The 19,592-nt window shown below is 70.9% G+C and carries 21 protein-coding genes; 11 read left to right on the forward strand and 10 right to left on the reverse strand.

What is annotated here, in order from left to right; all coding sequences use genetic code 11:
- Window positions 1-85: 85 nt before the first annotated feature.
- Window positions 86-574 (reverse strand): FKBP-type peptidyl-prolyl cis-trans isomerase, encoded by a 489-nt coding sequence (locus VZQ01_RS42720; protein ID WP_248545650.1) that lies wholly within the window; start codon window positions 572-574, stop codon window positions 86-88.
- Window positions 575-764: 190 nt separating this feature from the next.
- Between VZQ01_RS42720 and VZQ01_RS42725 the strand changes: the two genes are divergently transcribed.
- From VZQ01_RS42725 to VZQ01_RS42755, 7 genes are all read left to right on the forward strand, one after another.
- Window positions 765-1,961: a metallophosphoesterase gene (locus tag VZQ01_RS42725; protein ID WP_426746521.1), complete on the forward strand. Its 1,197-nt coding sequence runs from the start codon at window positions 765-767 to the stop codon at window positions 1,959-1,961.
- 124 nt (window positions 1,962-2,085) lie between these two features.
- Window positions 2,086-2,631 (forward strand): RNA polymerase sigma factor, encoded by a 546-nt coding sequence (locus VZQ01_RS42730; RefSeq protein ID WP_223750037.1) that lies wholly within the window; start codon window positions 2,086-2,088, stop codon window positions 2,629-2,631.
- A complete protein-coding gene (locus tag VZQ01_RS42735; protein ID WP_141325045.1) occupies window positions 2,628-3,296 on the forward strand; it encodes a DUF1109 domain-containing protein in 669 nt (222 codons plus the stop codon). Before VZQ01_RS42730 ends, VZQ01_RS42735 begins: the two co-directional genes overlap by 4 nt.
- Window positions 3,293-3,622 carry a Carotenogenesis protein CarS gene (locus tag VZQ01_RS42740; protein ID WP_223749951.1) on the forward strand — a complete coding sequence of 110 codons (330 nt, stop codon included), beginning with the start codon at window positions 3,293-3,295 and terminating at the stop codon, window positions 3,620-3,622. Before VZQ01_RS42735 ends, VZQ01_RS42740 begins: the two co-directional genes overlap by 4 nt.
- A gap of 43 nt (window positions 3,623-3,665) precedes the next feature.
- Entirely contained in the window at window positions 3,666-4,424 is a 759-nt protein-coding gene (locus VZQ01_RS42745) for an RNA ligase family protein (protein ID WP_426746522.1), read from the forward strand.
- Window positions 4,421-5,617 (forward strand): non-canonical purine NTP pyrophosphatase, encoded by a 1,197-nt coding sequence (locus VZQ01_RS42750; protein ID WP_426746523.1) that lies wholly within the window; start codon window positions 4,421-4,423, stop codon window positions 5,615-5,617. Before VZQ01_RS42745 ends, VZQ01_RS42750 begins: the two co-directional genes overlap by 4 nt.
- Window positions 5,614-6,414, forward strand: a complete 801-nt coding sequence (locus VZQ01_RS42755) for a nucleotidyl transferase AbiEii/AbiGii toxin family protein (RefSeq protein ID WP_426746525.1) — start codon at window positions 5,614-5,616, stop codon at window positions 6,412-6,414. Before VZQ01_RS42750 ends, VZQ01_RS42755 begins: the two co-directional genes overlap by 4 nt.
- Before the next feature lie 12 nt (window positions 6,415-6,426).
- Here VZQ01_RS42755 and VZQ01_RS42760 read toward each other — a convergent pair whose 3' ends face one another.
- Both VZQ01_RS42760 and VZQ01_RS42765 read right to left on the reverse strand, forming a co-directional pair.
- Window positions 6,427-8,184 carry a hypothetical protein gene (locus tag VZQ01_RS42760; protein ID WP_426746526.1) on the reverse strand — a complete coding sequence of 586 codons (1,758 nt, stop codon included), beginning with the start codon at window positions 8,182-8,184 and terminating at the stop codon, window positions 6,427-6,429.
- Window positions 8,185-8,245: 61 nt separating this feature from the next.
- Window positions 8,246-9,415, reverse strand: a complete 1,170-nt coding sequence (locus VZQ01_RS42765; RefSeq protein ID WP_426746527.1) for an AI-2E family transporter — start codon at window positions 9,413-9,415, stop codon at window positions 8,246-8,248.
- Between the two features lie 102 nt (window positions 9,416-9,517).
- On the opposite strand from VZQ01_RS42765, the gene VZQ01_RS42770 reads away from it, so the two are divergent.
- Window positions 9,518-10,003: a hypothetical protein gene (locus VZQ01_RS42770; protein ID WP_223749957.1), complete on the forward strand. Its 486-nt coding sequence runs from the start codon at window positions 9,518-9,520 to the stop codon at window positions 10,001-10,003.
- A 30-nt stretch (window positions 10,004-10,033) separates the two neighbouring features.
- Here VZQ01_RS42770 and VZQ01_RS42775 read toward each other — a convergent pair whose 3' ends face one another.
- From VZQ01_RS42775 to VZQ01_RS42805, 7 genes are all read right to left on the reverse strand, one after another.
- Window positions 10,034-10,150 carry a hypothetical protein gene (locus VZQ01_RS42775; protein WP_046713536.1) on the reverse strand — a complete coding sequence of 39 codons (117 nt, stop codon included), beginning with the start codon at window positions 10,148-10,150 and terminating at the stop codon, window positions 10,034-10,036.
- Window positions 10,151-10,193: 43 nt separating this feature from the next.
- Entirely contained in the window at window positions 10,194-11,573 is a 1,380-nt protein-coding gene (locus tag VZQ01_RS42780) for a DmpA family aminopeptidase (RefSeq protein ID WP_426746528.1), read from the reverse strand.
- A 104-nt stretch (window positions 11,574-11,677) separates the two neighbouring features.
- Window positions 11,678-13,924 (reverse strand): D-alanine--D-alanine ligase family protein, encoded by a 2,247-nt coding sequence (locus VZQ01_RS42785; protein ID WP_223784414.1) that lies wholly within the window; start codon window positions 13,922-13,924, stop codon window positions 11,678-11,680.
- The gene (locus VZQ01_RS42790; protein ID WP_223750038.1) at window positions 13,909-14,523 is read right to left on the reverse strand and encodes an RDD family protein; all 615 of its coding nucleotides are present in this window, start codon (window positions 14,521-14,523) and stop codon (window positions 13,909-13,911) included. The genes VZQ01_RS42785 and VZQ01_RS42790 overlap by 16 nt, the downstream gene beginning before the upstream one ends.
- Window positions 14,524-14,546: 23 nt before the next feature.
- Window positions 14,547-15,050, reverse strand: a complete 504-nt coding sequence (gene sglS, locus VZQ01_RS42795) for a type IV pili motility protein SglS (protein WP_223749960.1) — start codon at window positions 15,048-15,050, stop codon at window positions 14,547-14,549.
- A 74-nt stretch (window positions 15,051-15,124) separates the two neighbouring features.
- A complete protein-coding gene (hemB, locus tag VZQ01_RS42800; RefSeq protein ID WP_223749961.1) occupies window positions 15,125-16,093 on the reverse strand; it encodes a porphobilinogen synthase in 969 nt (322 codons plus the stop codon).
- Window positions 16,094-16,157: 64 nt separating this feature from the next.
- Window positions 16,158-16,367 (reverse strand): hypothetical protein, encoded by a 210-nt coding sequence (locus VZQ01_RS42805; protein WP_141331311.1) that lies wholly within the window; start codon window positions 16,365-16,367, stop codon window positions 16,158-16,160.
- A 249-nt stretch (window positions 16,368-16,616) separates the two neighbouring features.
- On the opposite strand from VZQ01_RS42805, the gene VZQ01_RS42810 reads away from it, so the two are divergent.
- The 3 genes from VZQ01_RS42810 to VZQ01_RS42820 are packed head-to-tail and all read left to right on the forward strand — an operon-like array spanning window position 16,617 to window position 19,559.
- On the forward strand, window positions 16,617-17,561 hold the full coding sequence (locus VZQ01_RS42810; protein WP_223784412.1) for an ABC transporter ATP-binding protein: 945 nt from the start codon (window positions 16,617-16,619) through the stop codon (window positions 17,559-17,561).
- A complete protein-coding gene (locus VZQ01_RS42815; protein WP_046713530.1) occupies window positions 17,558-18,394 on the forward strand; it encodes a hypothetical protein in 837 nt (278 codons plus the stop codon). The genes VZQ01_RS42810 and VZQ01_RS42815 overlap by 4 nt, the downstream gene beginning before the upstream one ends.
- A 1-nt stretch (window position 18,395) precedes the next feature.
- Window positions 18,396-19,559, forward strand: a complete 1,164-nt coding sequence (locus tag VZQ01_RS42820; RefSeq protein WP_223784410.1) for a hypothetical protein — start codon at window positions 18,396-18,398, stop codon at window positions 19,557-19,559.
- Window positions 19,560-19,592: the final 33 nt, after the last annotated feature.

The raw sequence follows: 19,592 nt of genomic DNA on the forward strand, positions 1-19,592 counted from the left end.
GACGTGGGACGGCTATATCACCCCTTGTTTCACCGAGGAGCCTCCGGGGCGCCCGTCAAGTGGACGCGAGGACGAGGCGCGGCCTTCAGCGGACCGAGACGAGCTCCGTGTCGAAGATGAGCACCGCGTAGGGGGGAATCCTCGGCGGGTTGCCCTCCGCGCCGTAGGCCAGGTCATACGGGAGGATGAGGCGGCGCTTGCCCCCCACGCGCATGCCCACGATGCCCTGATCCCACCCCTTGATGACGTACCCCGCCCCCAGGTCGAAGGCCAGCGCGGGCCCGCCCTCGGAGGTCGTGAAGCGCGTGCCGTCCGGAAACCAGCCCGTGTAGTGCACCTGGACGCGCCTGCCCGCGACGGCCTCGGGGCCCGTGCCCACCTCCTGGTCCAGGAGGAACAGGCCGCTGTCCAGGCGCGTCATCGCCGCCAGGTCCACGTTCAGGCTCGCCGCGTACGTCACCTTCGTCGGATCACCATCGTCCGGGTTGCCCACCGGCGTGGGCTCCTTGGGGTCATCTCCACACCCCACCAGCGGGAGCACCAGGGCACAGAGCAGCACGAAGCGACGAAGCATTGGAGGTCCTCGGAAAGGAGCGCGGGCCGCGAGGCCCGCGCTGAACGGTCCCAAGCCTGCCCCGATGCGTCCGTTCGCGAAAGCGGAAGTGCGACCGCCTGCCTGCCGCCAGGGGCGTCTGGAGCCATTGGAGGGACCGCTGGCGAAATGCACGGGCACGGGCCGAGGGCTTCCGCTATTCAGGAGCGCGATGCCCCGCTGGCTCAGCCTCCTCCTGTTCTTCGTCCCCGTGCTCGCGCTGATGGCGGGCGCCCATGTCTACCTCTACCGCCGGCTGGTGAGGGACCTCATCCCGAGCCAGGCGCCGCGGCGCGCCGCACAGGTGCTCTTCTCGCTCGGCTTCCTCGGCGCGGTGGGCTTCCGCTTCCTGGGGAGCCTGTTCCCCTCGGACCTGACGCGCGCGGTGGGCATCGGCCTGCTCGCGTGGATGGGGCTGGTGATGTACCTGCTCTTCTTCACGCTGGGGGCGGAGCTGCTCGAGCGTGGCAGGCGCAGGCTCGCGCGCCGTGCCGCACCGCCCGCCGAGCAGCCCTCCTCGGGTCCGCCCTCTCCCGAGCGCCGCGCCATCATCACCGGTGGCCTGGCCTTGGGCGCGGGCCTGGCGGGCGTGGCGACGACCTCGTTCGGCGCCTGGCGGGCCTTCCATCCGCCCGACGTACGCGACACCCCGGTGCGCCTGCCCCGGCTGCCTCGGGCGCTGGACGGCTTCACCCTGGTGCAGCTCACCGACATCCACGTGGGGGACGTGCTCCAGCGCCACTTCGTGGACGAGCTGGTGGCGCGCACCAACGCGCTGAAGCCGGACGTCATCGCCATCACCGGGGACCTGGTCGACGGCACCGTGGCGGACCTGGGGGCCTACGTGGCCGGCTTCGGCGCCCTGCGCGCGCGACATGGGGTGTACTTCGTCACCGGAAACCATGACTACTATTCGGGCGCATCGTCATGGGTCGCCTACCTGGAGCGTCTGGGCATCAACGTGTTGCGCAATCGCGCCGTGTCCATCGGCGACGCGAGCGCATCGTTCATGCTCGCGGGCGTGGACGACTGGAGCGCGGACCGGATGGGTCTGCCCGGATACGACCTGGACGCGGCGCTGCGCGAGGTGAGCCCGGACCAGGCCTCGGTGCTGCTGGCGCACCAGCCCTCCAACTTCGACGAGGTCGCCCGGCGAGGCGTGGGACTCCAGGTCTCCGGCCACACCCACGGTGGCCAGATGTTCCCGGGCAACGTGGTGGGAGACCTCATCTGGCGGGAGCGCAACGCGGGGCTCAGCCGCACGGGCGACTCGCAGATCTACGTCAGCCGCGGCTGCGGCTTCGTGGGCCCGCCGATGCGCGTGGGGGCCCCGCCCGAGATCGCCCGCCTGGTGCTGATGCCCGGATAGGCCCTGGCGGGCTGGCGCGCCGCCTCGTCGGGCATCCCTGCATCGGGTGCCCGACACAGGCTCTCCGAGGGGCCTGGAGGACTCCGGAAACACATTTCAGGGTGGGCCGTCCATGAGCCGGGTGATGGGGAGTCCCTCGGACGAAGAGCTCATGGAACGGTTCTGCGCTGGTGCACAAGACGCCTTCGAGGCCCTCTTCGCCCGTCACTCGGGGCGGGTGCAGGGCTTCCTGACGCGGATGGTGCGCGACGGCTCGCTCGCCGAGGACCTCTTGCAGACCACCTTCCTGTCCGTCGTCCGGGCCCGCGGCCGCTATGAGCGCGGCACCCGCTTCTCCCCCTGGTTGATGACCATCGCCGCCAACGCCGCGCGCGATGCACTGCGCCACCGTCAGCACGTGGACGCCTACTCCTCCGGAGAGGGCACAGGCGCTCCTACATCCGCGCCCCCACCCTCCGGGGACCCGTCGCTGCGCCGGCACCTGCTGGACGCGTTACAACAGCTTCCTCCCGACCACCGCGAGGCGGTGGTGCTGAGCAAGGTGGAGGGCTGGTCGTTCGAGGAGATTGCCGCGCTCCGGGGCATCAGCGCCGGCGCCGCGCGGCTGCGGGCGCATCGGGGATACGAGAAGCTCCGGGAGCTGCTCGGAGGGCTGGGAGAGGCGCGATGAAGACGCCCATGGACATCGACGCCCTGCTCCAGGAGGAGCCCCGCCCGCCGGACACCGCGGCGCTGGAGCGCGCCCTCGCGAGCGCCCGGAGCGAGCTGGCGCTGCGCAAGCCCGTGCGGAGCTGGCGCACCCTGGCCACGTGGATGATGGCGTCCTCGGGAGGCATCGCGCTGCTGGCCGCCGGGGTGATGCTGGCGGTGGGCGCGGTCAGCGCGGCGGCCCTGTGGACGCGCGCGCCGCTGTTGCTCCTGTTGCTCGTGACGAGCGGCGTGTGTGCCTGGGGCGCGCTGTCTCCGCGCGGACGGGATTTGCGTCGGGCCGCCGTGGGACTGGCCATGGCCTGCGCGGCGACGCTCGTGCTCGCGCGCGGCTCTCCGACGACGCCTCCGTCCCTGCCCGGCTGGGTGTGCACCGCGAGCCACCTGGCCGTGGGCATCATCCCCCTGGTGATGGCCGTGGTGGTGCTGCGCGGGGCCGCGTTCCAGCCGCTGCGCGCCCTGTGCGCGGGGTTGTCCGTCGGCACGACGGGCGCCTTCGTCGGCGAGCTGGCCTGCGAGCAGGACTGGCGCCACGTCGCGGGCTACCACCTGTTCGCCTGGGGGCTCATCTGTGTGGTGGCCCTCGTCGTTTCACGCACCCTCAAGCCCCGCTCCTACGCCCCATGAACGACCCCTCTCTCATCGTGAGCACGAACGTGGACGGCGCGCCGGTGAGGATTGGCGAGCGCGTGAAGGTCGTCGCCCACTCGTCCGACGGCACCATCAGCGCCGGCTTCCTGGGCCACACCGGCGTCGTCGTGGCGCTCGTGTACGACGACCCCGTGGCCCAGTACCCCGCGGACCCGCTCATCCAGGTGCGCGTCGACGGCCTGGGCGAGGACCTGTTCTTCATGGACGAGCTCGTGCCGGAGTGGGCCTCCGCGCCCCTGCCGCGCCCGCCTCGCGAGAAGAAGGCCGAGCGGCCCCGCCCCACCGTGTGGCGCGTGCAGTGAGCGCCCGGCACGGCGCACCGGAGCAGGGCATGATTCCGGGGTGGTGACACCGCCCGACGCTCCACTCCGCCCGCTGGGTCGCAAGGCCTACGGCTCGATTCCCCACCTGCCCGGCTCGCGCACGGGTCCCGCCGACCACCACCTGAGCACCGCGCTGGCCCGCGTCTGCACCGAGCACCTTCGCGACGAGAAGGACCGCGTCATCGTCCTGGAGAAGCTGGACGGCTCGTGTGTCGCCGCCGCGAGGCTCGGGGATGAAGTCGTCGCGCTCGGTCGCGAGGGGCGCCTCGCCGCGAGCTCCCCCAACGAGGCCCGTAGGATGTGGGCGGACTGGGTCGCCCTCCATGCCGAGCGCTTCAGGGCCGTGCTCCAACCCGGCGAGTGGATGGTCGGCGAGTGGCTCGCGCTCGCCCATGGCACCCGCTACGCGCTGCCGCACGAGCCGTTCGTCGTGTTCGACCTGATGCACCAGGGACAGCGCCTGCCGTGGGAGCAGCTCACCGCCCGAGTCGGTGCGGGCGGCTTCGTCACGCCAGGGCTCATCCACGAGGGCGGCCCGCTCGACATCGAGTCCGCCCTGGGCCGCCTCGCGTCGGGAGGCTTCCATGGGGCGGAGGACCCCGTGGAGGGCGCGGTGTGGCGCCTGGAGCGACAGGTCGGCAAGGGTGTCAGGGTGGAGCTGCTGACCAAGTATGTCCGTCGCGACAAGGTGGACGGGAGCCTCCTGCCCGAGAACACCGGGCGACCCGCCCACTGGAACTGGCGCCCGTCGGCGCCCTCTGCGCGGGAAGTGCTTCCATGAGCCGGGCCATCTTCGTCACCGGGAACCGCTTCAAGGCCGACGAGGTCGGCCGACTGCTGGCGGGACTCGACGTCTCGCCCAGGAAGCTCGCGCTGCCCGGCCTCTCCGACGCGGAGCTCCAGGGCCCGGGCCTGTTGGACCTCGCGAGCATCGCGAAGCGCAAGGTGCTGGCGGCGTACGCGCTGCTCGGCACGCCGTGCTTCGTGGAGACCACCGCCCTGGAGCTGGATGACGGCACCTGCTTCACCGGCGCGCGCTTCAAGAAGGAGCTGCTCGAGCGGGGCATGCAGGACTTCCTCTCCGAGCACGGTGGCCGTCGTGGGCGCACGCGCGTGGCCGTGGCCTTCAGCGAGGACGGGCATCCGGACCACGTCCGCATCTTCGAGGACGCCATCGAGGGCATGCTGCTCACCGAGCCGCGTGGCAGCGGCGGCTTCGGCTGGGACAACGCGTGGCTGCCGGATGGCTATCAGCGCACGCTCGCGGAGATGGAGCGCAACAAGTTCTTCCTCAACATGCGCCACCGGCCCTACCTGGAGCTGGCCGACCTGCTGCGCCCCGCGTCCCCGGGCGGCGCCTACGAGGCCCACCTCACCGTCTCCGCCCGCTCGGAGGAGGACCTGCGGCGCTTCCGCGCGTTCTGCGACGCGGCTTCCGTGAAGTGCATCTTCATCGAGCTGGGCCGAGGCGCCGAGCCGTTCCAACCCATGACGGCCTCGTACCACCACGGCACGCTCCGCCATGCGCTGGAGGAGGTCAGGGACATGGCGCGCGCGCTCGCCAGCGATGGCTTCGACGTGACGCGAATGAAGCTGGAGGCCCTGGGCAAGAACCGCGACATGCCGGAGGACGACGCCGCGGCGCTCGCCCAGCCGTCCAACTACTTCGAGTTCCACGTGAAGGTCCTGCTCCCCGCGCACGGCGCGGACCTGGAGGCCCTGCAGGCCCGCTGCGCGAGCCATGGTGCCCACCTGTCCCGCAACGCGCGCAAGGTGCGCGAGGACGGCGCCTCCGAGCGCTTCGTCACGCTCCGCGTCCACGGCCTGGGCAAGGTGAAGGCGGACGCGCGCTTCGACGCGCTCTTGGAGGACCTCGCGGGGCTGGGTCTGCCGCTGACGCAGCGGCTGCGCGAGTACACCGTCTACGACTCCAACCACGCGCTGGACCGGGGCTGGCTGGAGACCTCGACATGAGCCCCCTGCCCTTCCCGCTCCGCGCCAGCGCCGCCGCGCTCCGTCGGCTCGCGCGCACGTCCCAGGCCCCTCACCTCATCCTGCGGGGCGGGCTGATGATGCGACTGTGGAGCGGCCCCGTCCCGCGCTCGGTGGAGGACCTGGACTTCCTCGCGGCCTTCCCCTTCCACGAGGGCGACACGGTGGACCGGTTCGTGGACGTGCTGGGCGTGGACGTCGGAGATGGCTTCGTCTTCGGCGCCCTGCGCTCGGAGGTCATCTGGGCGGAGACACCATTCCCCGGCGTGCGCATCCACGTGGAGACCTGGCTGCCCGGCGAAGAGTCCCCTCAGTTGCTGCGCATCGACACCGGCTTCGGCGACCCGATGAATCCGCCGCCCGCCTGGTTGGACTACGCGACGGACGACGGCACCACCGCGCGCGTGCTCGCGTGTCGTCCCGAGACGTTGCTCGCGTGGAAGCTCCACGGCCTCTTCGAGCGAGGCAAGGGACGCTTCCGCCCCAAGGACCTGTTCGACGTGTACCTGCTCACGCGTCACGCGCCGCTGGAGTCCGCGCTGTTGCCCGCGGCGCTGCGGCTCGCGTTCGACTCGCGCGGAGACTCGCTGGACGTGATGGAGCGGCTGGTGTCCGGCGAGCTGGGCCAGAGTCCGTGGAGCCTGGAAAAGTGGGCGCGCTATCGGGCCAGTCAGGCCGAGGGACGCCCCGAGCGACTCTCGGAGGTGGTGACGGCGGTGTCCGTCGCCATCCGTCCGGTGTGGGCCGCGGCGCGAGCGCTTCCATCCTCGCGCCCGTGACCTGCCTGGGCGTCAGTACGAGGCCGTGAGTCCCCAGTGGATGCTGGAGTACGTGTCCTCGGCCACGCCTCCGTTGTCCCAGCCGATGCGAGCACCGGGGCCACTGAAGGTGTCCTTGTAGTGCGACAGCTTGAAGCGCAGCTGGTAGCCGAACGGGCCCCACAGCTCGCCGGCGACGCCCAGCTCCGCCTCCCAGCCGAACGTCGACACTGACGTACCGTAGTCACTCACCTCCAGGTCCAGCCCGCCGCCCTCGTCATCGAACCCCTGGCCGGGCTTCGGGCTGATGAAGAGCTGCCCCGCGGCCTCCAGCCGCACCTGGCGAAGCAGCGGCACGGAGACCTCCAGGCCCACCGCCGGGTACAAGCGATGCGTGCTGGACAGCGGACTGTCCGCGTCCTCCTCCACGTCGAACGCGCGCGTGAGCAGGCCCGCCTTCACCCCGGCGTAGCCCAGCAGCTGGCGCGACGAGCCGAAGCCGAAGAAGTAGCGGTACATCGCCTGCGCGGTGAGCACCGAGTCGGTGGCCACCACCTCACGCGTGGCGGACTGGCCCACGTCGTTGAACAGCGTCACGTTGGTGGACGCGTACCCGCGCCGGTAGCCCAGCACCGCGCCCAGGCCGCGCAACGCGGAGGGACGGCGCGCGAAGGGCAACAGCTCCAGCTCCGCGGAGATGCCCAGGTACGGCACGGAGGACTCGTAGTCGGCGCGATCGCCCACCTGCTCCTCCTCGGGCTTGCGGTCGAACTCGCCGCAGGACTTCACGCCCGGACGCGTGCAGTACTTCCGCCACGTCGTCGTGCCGCCCAGCGTGAGCCGGGCCAGCGGCGGACGCGGCGGCTCCTCGCCCACGGTGCCACCCGAGCCCGTGTCCAGCTCCACCTCGAGGAACGGGTCCGTCGTCGTGTGCGACTCGGGCTCCTCGTCCATCGGCGGAGGTCCGTCCTTCGGCTGGGGGCCGATGGCCACCATCTCGGGCGCCTTCGGAGCGGGCTTCGGGCGCTCGGGCTCCAGCGGCTTCGGGCTCTCCACGGGACGCTCCGCCACGGGCTCCAGCGGCTTCGGCGTCTCCATCGGCTTCTCGGACGGAGGCGTCGGCGTCCGGGGCGCCTCGGCGACGGGCGTCGGAGGCGTCACGGGCTCGACGGGAGCGAGCGGCTCGGACGGGGTGACGGGCTCCTCGAACGGACGCGTCGCGCCACTCAGCGCCTCGACCACCGCGGCCACCGCCAGCTTCACGTCCGCGGGCGCGAGCCTGCCCCGCGTCAGCTTCACGTCCTGCTCCCCCAGCACGGTGCCGCTCGCGTCCAGCACGCGCACCGTCAGGCTCGAGCCGCTCACGGTGCCAGTGACGGCCGCGTCCAGCTTCATCCTCGGCGCCACCCGGGCCAGGGGCGCGTCGGTGAACAGGGTGTTGCCCTTCAGGCCTTCCTTCTTGCCGAGGGTGGCGTACTGCTTCAGCGACGCCACCTTCACCGGCTTCGCGCGGCGCAGGGCCGACTCGAGCTGTGCCCGGACCTTCCCGCCGCGATCTCCCTCCACCGTCAACACGACGAGCTGCTTGGGGGCCTCCCTGGGCGTGGCCGTCTTCCTGGACTTCGCCTCCCGCGCCTTGGCCGGCTTCGCCTTCGCCTTGGGCGCCACCACCTGGGCGGGCACCGCGCGCTTCTTCTTGACGACCTGCGCCAGCGCTCCCGGGGAGGCCAGCGTCACCGCCGTGAAGAGCACCAGGCCCCAGCGGACCATCGCGTGTTGGGAGTTCATCATTCGGGACTGGAAGGTTCACCCAGCCCGCACGCGATGTCCAGGCTTGCCCGGCGGTCCGCTCTCAGGCGTTGAGGTGCGCCGGGGCTCCCACCACCGAGGGAGCGGACACGGGCCGCCCCTCCGACTCAGGCTCGTTCCCTTCGTCGTCGGTGGCCTGCCGCGCCGACCCGGTGGACTCCGCCACGTAGGCCGCGCGACCGATGCCCAGGAAGTCGCGACGGTAGATGCGCACCATCGCCATGAAGATGGACGCGATGAGCGGCCCCACCAGGAGCCCCATCATCCCGAACACGGCCAGACCGCCGAACATGGACAGGAAGACGAGCAGCGGGTGCAGCGCCATGCGCGAGCCGCACAGCCGGGGGCGGATGACGTTGTCGATGGTCCCCACCAGGAAGGTGCCCCACGCGAGCAGGAAGACGCCCTCGCTCACCTTGCCCATGGCGATGAACACCACGCCGATGGGGCCCCACACCAGCGCCGTGCCGCCCACGGGCACCAGCGCCACCAGCACCATGGCCGCGCCCCACACCCCCGCGTGCGGCACCCCGGCGATGAGCAACCCCACGAAGCCCACCGCGCCCTGGATGAGCGCCGTGACGGTGTTGCCGTAGACGATGGCGTACGCGACGTCGGTGAACTCGCGCGAGAAGGCCTCGAAGTAGCGGCGGTCCAACGGAATCAGCCGCGTCACCTCCGCGACGAGCCGGCGACCGTCGAGGAAGAAGTAGTACATGGCCACCGTCATCAGGAACATGTTGATGACCAGCTCCGTGCCCGCGCCCACCAGGTCCTTGAGCAGGGCCGCGCCGCCCGTCACCGCCGCCATCAGCGAGCGCTCCGTCTGCGCGCTCTCCAGGTCGAACCGGATGTAGCGGCTCAGGCCGCGGGGCAGGCTGGAGGCGAACTGGTGACGCAGGTCCACCCGCTCGAGCAGGTCCTGCGCCTGGCCGACGAACTGGAACACCTCACGCGCCACCATCCACCCGACGAGGGCCAGCGGCGCGAGGATGAGGAGGAATACCGTGAGGGTGGACAACCCGGCGCACAAGGGCTTGCGGCCCCGCAGCTTCTGACACAGGTAGTCCTGCACCGGCAGGAACAGGACGACCAGGAAGCCGCCCAGCAACACCGGCATCAGGAACGGCAACAGAATCCTGGAGAAGAGAATCAACGCCAGCGCAAACAGCGCCGCGAACACGTAGTTCGACCACCGCCGCGAATCAGCCACCGCCCCACCCCACCCCGCCCGACGAGCCCACTGCCCGCTTCCAACCTAGGAATCGCGCTTCCCGCCGGGAAGTCCGACATCCCCCACATGAGGACACCACCCATGACTACTGGACGTTTGACGCTGACGGGCCTCGCGGTACTGGCCACTGCCCTGGGACTCGGCGCCCCGGGCTGCGGAGACTCCGCCGCGCCGTGCACCGACTGTCCGGCGATGGAGGGCCGCTATCGCATGGCCTTCGGCGACGCGGGGGTGCCCGCCGAATGCCTCAACCTGGGTGTGGAGCTGCCGCGCAACAGGCCCCTGGACGTCACCCGCTCGGCGGACCGTCTCATCGGGAACCTGGAAGGCGTGGGACTGTTGGGGACCATCTCCGCCGAGGGCTCCTTCTCCATGGCCGGCACGGGCCCGGGACAGGACGGCGGGAGGATGGACACGCTGAGCCTCGCCGGTCGCTACACGTCCCCCGAGGGGGACGGCGGCACGGCGCGACTCGACGGGACGTTCACGGGGAACTTCTCGCGCCCGGGCGTGGAACCGCCCCAGCGGTGCAGCTTCGTCACCCCGTTCTCGGCGACCCGGGAATAGCGCCACGGGCCGCCAACGGGGCGGACCTGCCTACTTCTTCTTCTCGGCGGCGGCCTTGGCCTCCGCCTTGTTCTTCTTGGCCCGCTTCTTCCAGGCCTGCTTGATCTTCATCTGCACGCGGCGGTGCTTGCTCTTGCTGCGGGCCATCGTTGACTCCTGTGCTCCATGACGGAGACGTGAAAAGAGGCGCTTAACTATCAGAACCTGAAGGGCTCCCGGAAGAGGAACCCTCCGGAGGGGGTCCGGAGACCGTTTCGGGGCCTGGGGCCGCCCCCTCGGCCACCTCGGGAGCGGGGCGCGTCGGGTAGGGAATGCCCTCCGCCCCCCGGACCTGGGTGGGTCTGGCGGCGGACACCGTCACCTCCCCCTCCCGGTCCTCGTCGGTGGGCTTCTCGCGGGAGGCGGGGGCGCTGCTCTGCTGGGGGCGCTTCTTGACCGAGGCGAAGATGGGCTTGAACGCGTCCAGGAAGCGGCGGACCTCGTCCAGGGGGAGCGCCGGGCAGTGGTTGCCGTTGGCGCCCGTCATGGAGGTGGCCATGCACATGGCGTTGAGGATGGCCTCCTCGGTGGCCTCCATCACCGCCTCGTAGAGGGGGTCCAGGCGCTGATCCAGCAGCAGCTTCAGCTTGTAGACCATCTTCTGCGTGCGGCGCGGGATGATGTTCGCGGTGGAGAAGCCCACCACGATTTCGCCCGAGCCGTGCGCCGCATAGCTGCCCACCCGGCCGATGCCCAGGCCCACGCGCTTGCACAGGCGGTTGATCTGATGGCTGAGCAGCGGCGCGTCCGTGGCCACCACCGCGATGATGGAGCCGTAGGTGGTGCCGCGCTTGGGGGCGCCCTTGAACTTCTCCGCCAGCACCTCGCCCATGGGCAGGCCGCCCACGCGCAGGTTGTGCATCTTCCCGAAGTTGGACATCACCAGCACGCCCAGCGTGTAGCCGCCCAGCACCTCCGGCAGCTTGCGGGAGGACGTGCCGATGCCGCCCTTGAAGTCGCACGTCACCATGCCGGTGCCGCCGCCCACGTTGCCCTCGGCCACCGGGCCGGACGCCGCGTTGCGGATGGCCTCGAAGACGTGCTCCTCGCGCACGTGCCGGCCGGAGATGTCGTTGAGCCACGAGTCGTCGCACTCTCCGACGACGGGGATGATGACGTCGTGCTCGTCGCCGATGCCCGGGTAGCGCTCCACCAGGTGGCGGGCCACGCCGTCCGACACCGCGCCCACCGCCATGGTGTTGGTGAGCAGGATGGGCGTCTCGATGAGGCCCCACTCCATGAGCTGCGTCATGCCGGAGACCTCGCCCGCGCCGTTGAGCACGAAGCCGCCTCCCGTCATCCGCTCCATGAAGATGTTGCCCTTGTTGGGCATGATGGCCGTCACGCCCGTGCGCACCGGGCCGTGCCCCGGCCTCAGCGGGCCGTCGCCCTGGATGAGCGTGCAGTGGCCGACGAGCACGCCCTCCACGTCGGTGATGGCGTTGTATTTGCCGGGCTTGAACCGGCCCAACGGAAGTCCCAGCTCGCGGGCGCGAACCCGCGGTCCCATGTACTCGGGGATGTGCACCATGCCGGCCACACTAGCGGACCATCACCCACCGTCAACCACTCCGACCGCGTAATATCTTCAGGCGCTCGAAAGGCCCTCCTCGGAGGGCCCCGAGAGGCCGAGCATCACGCCTTGGCTTCGATGCGCGGCACGCCGTCCGTCGACGCGGGCGCGGTGCTGGCATCATTCACGGGAGTGTTCGAGCCATTCGGCGCAGCGCTGCTCCCGGGCGCGACCGGAGCCGAGGTGGCGACAGGCGCGGCGTGCTCGTCGAGCGCGGGGCCCTTGTGCAGCCCTGGCTGCACGACGGGATGCGGGTGCTCGCTGGCGGCGCGGCGCGACGCGCGCTCCTTGTAGCGGCGGATGGCGGGGGCCATGATCTCACCGATGAGCGCGCGGTAGTCCATGCCCGCGCCTTGCGCGATGAGCACCAGGTCGCTCCACCCGGGCGTGAGGCCGGGCAGCGGGTTGCACTCGATGAAGTAGATGCGCCCCTTGTCGTCCATGCGGAAGTCGATGCGCGCGACGTCGCGGCATCCCAGCGCCATGAACGAGCTGCGCGCGGCCGTGCGCAGCTTCTCCAGCAGCGCGGGCTCCAGCTTGGCCGGCGCGTCGTAGCGGATGCGGTCCGTCCAATCCAGCTTGTGCTGGAAGCTGTACACGGGGTTCTTCTCCCCCTTGTCCAGGAAGACGATCTCCATGGGCGGCAGCACGCGCGGGCGCCGCTCGCCGAGCAGGCCCACCGTGAACTCACGCCCGCCGATGTACTCCTCGATGAGCGCCGGCTGCTGGTACTTGCTGGCGATCTCGCGCACCACCTCGCGCAGCTCCGCCTCGCTGTGGCAGACGCTCTTGGTGACGACGCCCTTGGAGCTGCCCTCCGCCACCGGCTTCACGATGAGCGGGAAGGTGGTGAACTCCTTGTTGAGCCGCTCCTTGCCCGTGGCCATCAGCTGGAAGTTGGGCGTGAGGATGCCCGCCTGACGGACGATCTTCTTCGCCAGCGCCTTGTCCAAGGCGATGGAGAGCGTCGCCGGATCGCTGCCCGTGTACGGGATGTCCAGGAGCTCCAGCATGGCCGGCACCTGGCTCTCGCGGTTGCGGCCCTTGAAGCCCTCGGCGATGTTGAAGACGATGTCCAGCGGCGTGCTCGACAGCACCGTGGGCAGCTCCGCGGTGGCCTCCAGGTCGATGACCTCGTGACCCCAGGAGGCGATCGCCTCGCGGATGGCCTGCAGCGTGTTGGGCGAGTCGTACTCCGCCTCGCTGTCCTCCACCGCCTCGCCGTGGGCGCTCGGCTTGACGCGCTTGACGTTGTACGTGAAGCCGACGCGCAAGGGCCCCGTCTTGCGCGCGGGCTTGCCCTGGCGCCGGGAGGAGTCCTTGATCTTGTAGCGCTTGGCCGCGCTCTGGATGATGGAGTTGATGACCCCGTCCAGGTGCAGACCGTCCAGCTCCGCGGAGGCGTAGATGCCCGCGCCCGGCTCCAGGCTGGGCAGCGCGTTGATCTCCAGGAAGTACGGCACGCCCGCGTCGCTCAGGCGGAAGTCGATGCGGCCCAGATCCCTGCAGTCGAGCGCCTGGTAGATCTTCTGCGCCATCTTCCGCACGTCCTCGGCGGTGCGCGCCGGGATGCGCGCGGGCGCGAGCACCGAGACGGCGCTCTCCTTCTTCGTCTTCAGCTCGTAGTCGTAGATGGCGTAGCGCCGGCCCGCCGTCACCGCCGGGTCCACCACGTACTCCACGGGCGTGAGCACGCCGTCGTAGTCGTTGTCCACCGCGGCCAGGAACGGCACCGTCAGGTCGCGGCCCGGGATGTACTCCTCCACCAGCACGCCGGCGGGGTACTTCTCCAGCGCGGCGGACACCTTGGCGCGCACCTCGTCCAGCGTCTCCGCGATGGAGTCCTGGGTGATGCCCTTGGAGGAGCCCTCGAAGTTGGGCTTCACGATGACGGGGAAGCGCAGGTTCTCCGCGGTCAGCTCGCTGAGCTTCTCCACGTACTGCCAGCCCGGAGTGCGGATGCCCTGCTTGGACAACACGAGCTTGGTGAGCTGCTTGTCCAGCGTCACCGCCAGCGCGTACGCGTCCGAGCCCGTGTACGGGAAGCCCAGCTCGTCGAAGAGCGCGGGATAGAACGCCTCGCGGAAGCGGCCGCGGCGGCCCTCGGCGGTGTTGAAGATGAGGTCGGGGCTGTACGCCTCCAGCCGCGCCACGGTGCGCGAGGCGGGGCCGCTGACCTCGAAGCGCTCCAGCCGGTGGCCCAGCCGCTCGATGGCCGCCGCCAGCGCGTTGACCGTCTCCTGGGTGTCGAACTCCGCTTCTTCTTCCGAATCAGACAACCTGAGATTGTGGGTCAGCGCGATGCGCACGGTAGCCCCCTTCTCTTCTTGAGCGAGCGACCGCGGCGCACCTTCGCCGCGGACATGAGTCTGCCCGGCGCGCGCTGATGCGCCACCGGGTCGCGGGCTGCAACGGTTGCGCCCGCCACAACCTTCCCGTCCACCACCTGCGTCTGCGCCCAGGTGTCGCCGAGCCGCCAGCCGAGCGGATCCCTCACCACGCGCCACGCCTCGATGCCGCCGATGACGACCAGCCCCGCCACCGCGGCCACCGGCCCCAGCGGCTCCGGCATCATCCCCAACAAGACGATGAGCGACAGCGGCGCGTTGCGCAGCGTGCTGTCGCGGTGTCGCGCCGCCGAGCGCGTGGGCAGGTGCATCACCTTCACGCCGAAGATGCGCTTGCCCACGCTCTGACCCTGGATCATCCCGTCCGCGAGCAGGAGGAACAGCAGCGCGACGACGGAGCCCGCGCGGCCGCACACGACATACAGGCCCCACGCCACCGCCACGTCCACCGCGCGCGCGCCAAGGCGCAGCCACAAGGACGCCTTCGGGTACGGCGAGCCCGGCTCACTGTCCTCGACGACGAGCCTCAACGCGCGGCCACCGCCACGGCTGGCCGCCATCAGGATGCGCTCTGGGGGCGCGCTCACTCCTCGGGCTCCAACGTGAGACCCTCCTCGGGTGGCTCCGGCTCGTCCAACCCCGCCAGCCGCGCCAGCCGCTCATGCGCGCTCAAGGGATGAAACGGAGGATGGGAACCCTCGCCCGGCGTCCACGCATTCCCCGCCGACGTCGACCCCGACTCGGACAGGCGCAAGAGCTTCGCCCGCGCGGCGTCCTCGTCCGGCGCCGCCGCCACGCCTTCCCGGGTGAAGAAGATGAACGCCATGGCCGGCCGCTTGGAGGACTCGCGCATCGCGAACTGCACGCCGTCCAGGTTCCAGCCCTTCGCCGTCCACTCGTTCAGGGTGCGCTCCAGCGCCCCCTCGTCCACCGTGGACAGCTCGACCACTTTGTACTGCAACGAAGCCCCGGTACGAATCACGGGGGCGCGCCGGGTGCCGGAGCGCTTCGGCTTCGCCGGACCGCGCCGACGTTGGGGCGGGGGCTTCTCCGACTTGCGTCTGGGACGCTTCTTCTTGGTGGGCATCGTGCGCCGGCTATTTGGACGCAACGCCCGCGGCGGATCAAGCGCAACCCGCGCGCGGGCCCTGGTGGTGTTGGCTACAGGAGCTTCGCGGCTTCCAGCGCGTGGTAGGTGATGATGAGGTCGGCGCCCGCGCGCTTGATGCCGGTGAGCGTCTCCAGCATCACCCGTTCGTAGTCAATCCAACCATTCTGGCCGGCGGCCTTGAGCATGGCGTACTCGCCGGAGACGTTGTAGGCGGCCAGCGGCAGGTCGAAGCGCTCGCGCACGGCGCGGATGACGTCCAGGTAGGCCAGGGCGGGCTTCACCATCAGCATGTCGGCGCCCTCCTCCACGTCCAGCGCGGCCTCCTTGAGCGCCTCGCGCACGTTGCCCGGGTCCATCTGGTAGCCGCGGCGGTCTCCAGACTTGGGCGTGCTCTGGGCGGCCTCGCGGAAGGGGCCGTAGTAGCCGGAGGCGTACTTCACCGCGTAGGACATGATGGGGACGTCGATGAGGCGCACCTCGTCCAGCGCCTTGCGGATGGCGCCCACGCGGCCGTCCATCATGTCCGAGGGGGCGATGATGTCCGCGCCCGCCTGGGCGCAGGTGACGGCCATCTGCGCGAGCAGCGGCAGCGTGGCGTCGTTGACCACGTGGCCGTCCTCCAGCACCCCGCAGTGGCCGTGGTCCGTGTACTCGCACAGGCACACGTCCGCGATGACCTGGAGGTCGGGCTCGGCCGCCTTGATTTCACGAATGGCGCGCTGGACGATTCCGTCGCGCGCGTAGCCCTGGGTGCCCTGAGCGTCCTTGTGGTCGGGGATGCCGAAGAGGATGACCGAGGGGACGCCCAGGGACTTCGCCAGGCGGGCCTCGGCCACGGCGTGCTCGAGCGAGAGGTTGAAGATGCCCGGCATGGAGGCGATGGGACGGCGCACGTCCCGGCCCTCCACGACGAAGAGGGGGTAGATGAAGTTCCCCGGGTCGAGGCGCGTCTCGCGCACCATCTCGCGCAGGACGGGCGAACGACGGAGGCGGCGGGGGCGGTGGACGGGATGGGCCATGGTGCTCGCCGGTATAAACCGGCGCGCCCACGCCTTCATCGTTTCCGTCCGGGCGCCCGCCCGCTCACCCTGCGACGAGCCTCCAGCTGTGCTGATGACGCCGGCCTTCCCGGGCGTGGCGCTGGGCGCGGGCCTCCGCGAGGTCCGCCTCGTGCAGCGCCCGGGCGTAGCGCACGCGCGCCGCCTCCCCGCCGGACGCCAGCTCCTGCTCGGCGGCCGCCAGCTCCCGACGGGCCTCTTCACGCTGCTGCTCGACGCGTTCCGCGTACGTCATCCACTTCCTCCTGCCTTGGGGTGTGCCGGCGGGGATTGCACGGGACGGACCAGCGGAGGGCCACATCGCAAGGGGGCGAAACGACGAGGTGTCGCGGCGCGGCAGCGACCTCGGGCGTGCGAAACCGATTTCCCAGGGCCGCGAAAACGAGGTCGCGGGGATTCGAAGCGGGTGCACGGCCGCACGCCCCTCCCCCGGAGGACCGACACAGGCAATCGCCGCACGGCTGGCTCGTCTACAGTTTCGACCGTGACATCCCAGACGCCCGCCATCGAAGTGACGAACCTGCGCAAGACGTACCAGCGCGCCTTCCGCAGGACGGGGAACATCGCCCTGCGGGGCATGGACCTGTCGGTTCCCCAAGGAAGTGCCTTCGGCCTCATCGGCCCCAACGGCGCGGGGAAGACGACGTTCATCAAGAGCCTGCTCGGCATCGTCCAGCCCACCGAGGGCACCGTGCGCGTCCTGGGCGGCACGCCCGAGGATGCCCGCATCCGCGCGCGCATCGGCTACCTGCCCGAGCGCCTGCACCTGCCCGGCTCGTGGACGCCCACCGCGTTCCTCGCGATGGTGCGCCAGCTCAAGGGCCTGAAGCCGGACGCGCCGGGCCACCTGAAGCTGCTCGAGCGCGTGGGCCTCTCGGACGCCGTGGGCCGGAAGATTGGTGGGTACTCCAAGGGCATGCGTCAGCGCTTGGGGCTGGCGGCGGCGCTCGTGGGGGAGCCGGAGCTGCTCATCCTGGACGAGCCCACGGACGGCATCGACCCGATGGGGCGCATGGAGGTGCGGCGCATCCTCCAGGAGGAGGTCCGGCGCGGCACGACGCTCTTCCTGAACTCGCACCTCTTGGCGGAGACGGAGCGCGTGTGCGATCGCGTGGCCATCCTCGCGGACGGCCGCGTGGTGCGCGAGGGGCGGCTGGAGGAGCTGGTGCGCGGCGGCTCGCGGTGGGTGGTGCGCTTCGCGCCGGGCACGAGCGCCGAGGCGCTGGCCGTCGCGGGCTTCACCCAGGCGCGGGCGGACGGCGTGTACCACGTGGAGGCCGAGGACCCGGCGGCGCTCAACGGCGCGCTGGACCGGGCGCGGGCCACCGGGGCGTTGCTGGTCGAGCTGCGGCGGGACGGGATGGATCTGGAGTCGGTGCTGCTGGGGACGATGGGCGCCGGCGCGGGGCGGGCGGAGGTGGCGGCATGAGGCCGGTGGTGGGAATCGCGGGTTACGTGCTGCGCGAGGCGGTGTCGCGCAAGTTCATCCTCGCCTTCATGGTGGGCATCACCCTGGTGCTGGCGGTGGTGGCGCTGAGCCTGAGGCTGGAGGTCATCGACGGGGCGCTGGCGGCGTCGCGGCTGTTCGGTCAGGACATCCGCGCGAACATCCAGTCCGTCGACGTGGCGTTGCGGCCGGTGTACCAGGCGGCGGCGTTCATCGTGTTCTACGGGGGCATCCTGTTCGGCATCGTCGCGTGCTCGGACTTCGCGCCCAGCCTGATGTCGCCGGGGAGAATCGAGCACCTGCTCGCGCTGCCCATCCAGCGCTGGCACCTGCTCGCGGGGACGTTCCTGGGGGTGATGACGCTGGCGCTGGGCGGGACGCTGTATGGCACCACGGGGCTGGTGCTCATCTTCGGGGTGAAGGCGGGGTACTGGACGGTGGGGCCGCTCGTCGCGGGGTTGATGGCGTGCGTGGGCTTCGCGGCGGTGTACGCGGTGATGTTGACCACGGCGACGCTGGTGCGCAGCGCGGCCTTGTGCGCGGCGGCGGGCTTCGCCTTCATGGTGGGCGGCATCATCGCGGGCAACCGGCAGCAGATCGCCCGGTTCTTCGAGGAGGGGCTGAGCCGCGACGCGTTCCTGGGGGTGACGCTGCTGCTCCCCCGGCTGTCCGCGCTGGCGGAGGCCGCCGGGGACCTGGCCGCGTCGCTGCCCCTGGAGGTGAGCTCGCTGGGGACGCTGCTGCTGGGCGTCTTCGTCTTCGGGATGGCGGCGCTGGTGGTGGGATTCTGGCGGTTCGAGGGAAAGGACTACTGAGATGGAGAGGCGCCAGAAGCGAGGGGCGTGGTTGGCGATGGCGGCGCTGCTGTTCGTGGCCGCGGCGGTGTTGATGTTCCTGGGTCAGGGAGACAAGACCGAGACCGAGGAGCCCAAGGTGGAGTTCCCCCGACGGATGCGCGCGCCGGAGCGGGAGCGCGCGGAGCGGCGCAGGACGCAGCCGACGCCCGTCGCGCCGGACGCGGGCGAGCAGGCCGCGGTGCCCGCGAAGCCGAGGGATCCACTGCTCGCGGCGCTGCCCCGGGGTCCGGGCAAGACGGCGGTGGTCATCGAGGCCAACGCGCTGAGGCACTCGCCCATCGGCGCGCTGCTGCTGGACTGCATGATGCGCGACGGCGGCAAGCAGCTGGAGCAGTTCCGCCAGAAGAGCGGCGTGGATCCGCTCCAGGACCTGGACCGGCTGGTCATCACCGACGAGGGGATGATGCTGTCGGGCAACTTCAGCAACGCGCGCTACCAGGAGCTGTTGGGCGACCGCGTGTCCGCGGACTACGGCCAGGGCGCGCGCGTGTACGAGCCGGGCGAGTCCACCGACACGCTGAAGGACGGCACCACCGTCACGCGACGGGGTGGGCCCTCCATCGGGACGTGGAACAACCAGTTGCTCGTCATGGGCAGGTCCCCCGATGAGGTGAAGGCCGCCATCGACCGCGTCGAGGGGCGCGGGCCGGACGAGCCGCCCGCCATCTCCGAGAACAGCACGTACGGAGAGATGTACGGTGTGCTGTCCGTGGAGCACATCGCCCGGCTGCTGCCGAAGGAGCAGGCGGCGCTCGCGCAACGGCTGCGTGACGTGGCCCAGAACGTGGAACTGCACCTGGACGCCAGCTCGGACGTGGCGCTGGTGGCGGAGATCCAGGGCGCCAACGCGGACGACGTGACGGACCTGGGCAAGTCCCTGGGCGCCGCGCTGTCACTGGCGCGCATCAAGGCCCAGGCGGGCGAGGACAAGGACCTGGCCCAGCTGCTCGACTTCGCCAAGGTGAAGCCGGATGGCAACTCCTTCACCCTGGAGATGGCCGTCCCCCTGGCCGTCATCCAGGAGCGGCTGGCCTTCTGCAAGGAGGAGCGCCGCGCCGCCGAGGCCGCTGTCCCCACCGGGAGCGAGGCCAAGGTGGGGGTCGAGCAGGCCCCAGCGCCCTGATCCACGGCCGGACGCCCGGTGGGCGCATGCTCT

This window comes from Myxococcus faecalis (assembly GCF_050039385.1).
Classification (GTDB): domain Bacteria; phylum Myxococcota; class Myxococcia; order Myxococcales; family Myxococcaceae; genus Myxococcus; species Myxococcus fulvus.

What these genes read in the sequence shown, in the direction of transcription:
- VZQ01_RS42720 (WP_248545650.1), bottom strand. Translation starts at nt 574, where the DNA reads ATGCTTCGTCGCTTCGTGCTGCTCTGTGCCCTGGTGCTCCCGCTGGTG.
- VZQ01_RS42725 (WP_426746521.1), top strand. Translation starts at nt 765, where the DNA reads ATGCCCCGCTGGCTCAGCCTCCTCCTGTTCTTCGTCCCCGTGCTCGCG.
- VZQ01_RS42730 (WP_223750037.1), top strand. Translation starts at nt 2,086, where the DNA reads ATGGGGAGTCCCTCGGACGAAGAGCTCATGGAACGGTTCTGCGCTGGT.
- VZQ01_RS42735 (WP_141325045.1), top strand. Translation starts at nt 2,628, where the DNA reads ATGAAGACGCCCATGGACATCGACGCCCTGCTCCAGGAGGAGCCCCGC.
- VZQ01_RS42740 (WP_223749951.1), top strand. Translation starts at nt 3,293, where the DNA reads ATGAACGACCCCTCTCTCATCGTGAGCACGAACGTGGACGGCGCGCCG.
- VZQ01_RS42750 (WP_426746523.1), top strand. Translation starts at nt 4,421, where the DNA reads ATGAGCCGGGCCATCTTCGTCACCGGGAACCGCTTCAAGGCCGACGAG.
- VZQ01_RS42755 (WP_426746525.1), top strand. Translation starts at nt 5,614, where the DNA reads ATGAGCCCCCTGCCCTTCCCGCTCCGCGCCAGCGCCGCCGCGCTCCGT.
- VZQ01_RS42760 (WP_426746526.1), bottom strand. Translation starts at nt 8,184, where the DNA reads ATGATGAACTCCCAACACGCGATGGTCCGCTGGGGCCTGGTGCTCTTC.
- VZQ01_RS42770 (WP_223749957.1), top strand. Translation starts at nt 9,518, where the DNA reads ATGACTACTGGACGTTTGACGCTGACGGGCCTCGCGGTACTGGCCACT.
- VZQ01_RS42775 (WP_046713536.1), bottom strand. Translation starts at nt 10,150, where the DNA reads ATGGCCCGCAGCAAGAGCAAGCACCGCCGCGTGCAGATGAAGATCAAG.
- VZQ01_RS42780 (WP_426746528.1), bottom strand. Translation starts at nt 11,573, where the DNA reads ATGGTGCACATCCCCGAGTACATGGGACCGCGGGTTCGCGCCCGCGAG.
- VZQ01_RS42790 (WP_223750038.1), bottom strand. Translation starts at nt 14,523, where the DNA reads ATGGCGGCCAGCCGTGGCGGTGGCCGCGCGTTGAGGCTCGTCGTCGAG.
- sglS (WP_223749960.1), bottom strand. Translation starts at nt 15,050, where the DNA reads ATGCCCACCAAGAAGAAGCGTCCCAGACGCAAGTCGGAGAAGCCCCCG.
- hemB (WP_223749961.1), bottom strand. Translation starts at nt 16,093, where the DNA reads ATGGCCCATCCCGTCCACCGCCCCCGCCGCCTCCGTCGTTCGCCCGTC.
- VZQ01_RS42805 (WP_141331311.1), bottom strand. Translation starts at nt 16,367, where the DNA reads ATGACGTACGCGGAACGCGTCGAGCAGCAGCGTGAAGAGGCCCGTCGG.
- VZQ01_RS42815 (WP_046713530.1), top strand. Translation starts at nt 17,558, where the DNA reads ATGAGGCCGGTGGTGGGAATCGCGGGTTACGTGCTGCGCGAGGCGGTG.
- VZQ01_RS42820 (WP_223784410.1), top strand. Translation starts at nt 18,396, where the DNA reads ATGGAGAGGCGCCAGAAGCGAGGGGCGTGGTTGGCGATGGCGGCGCTG.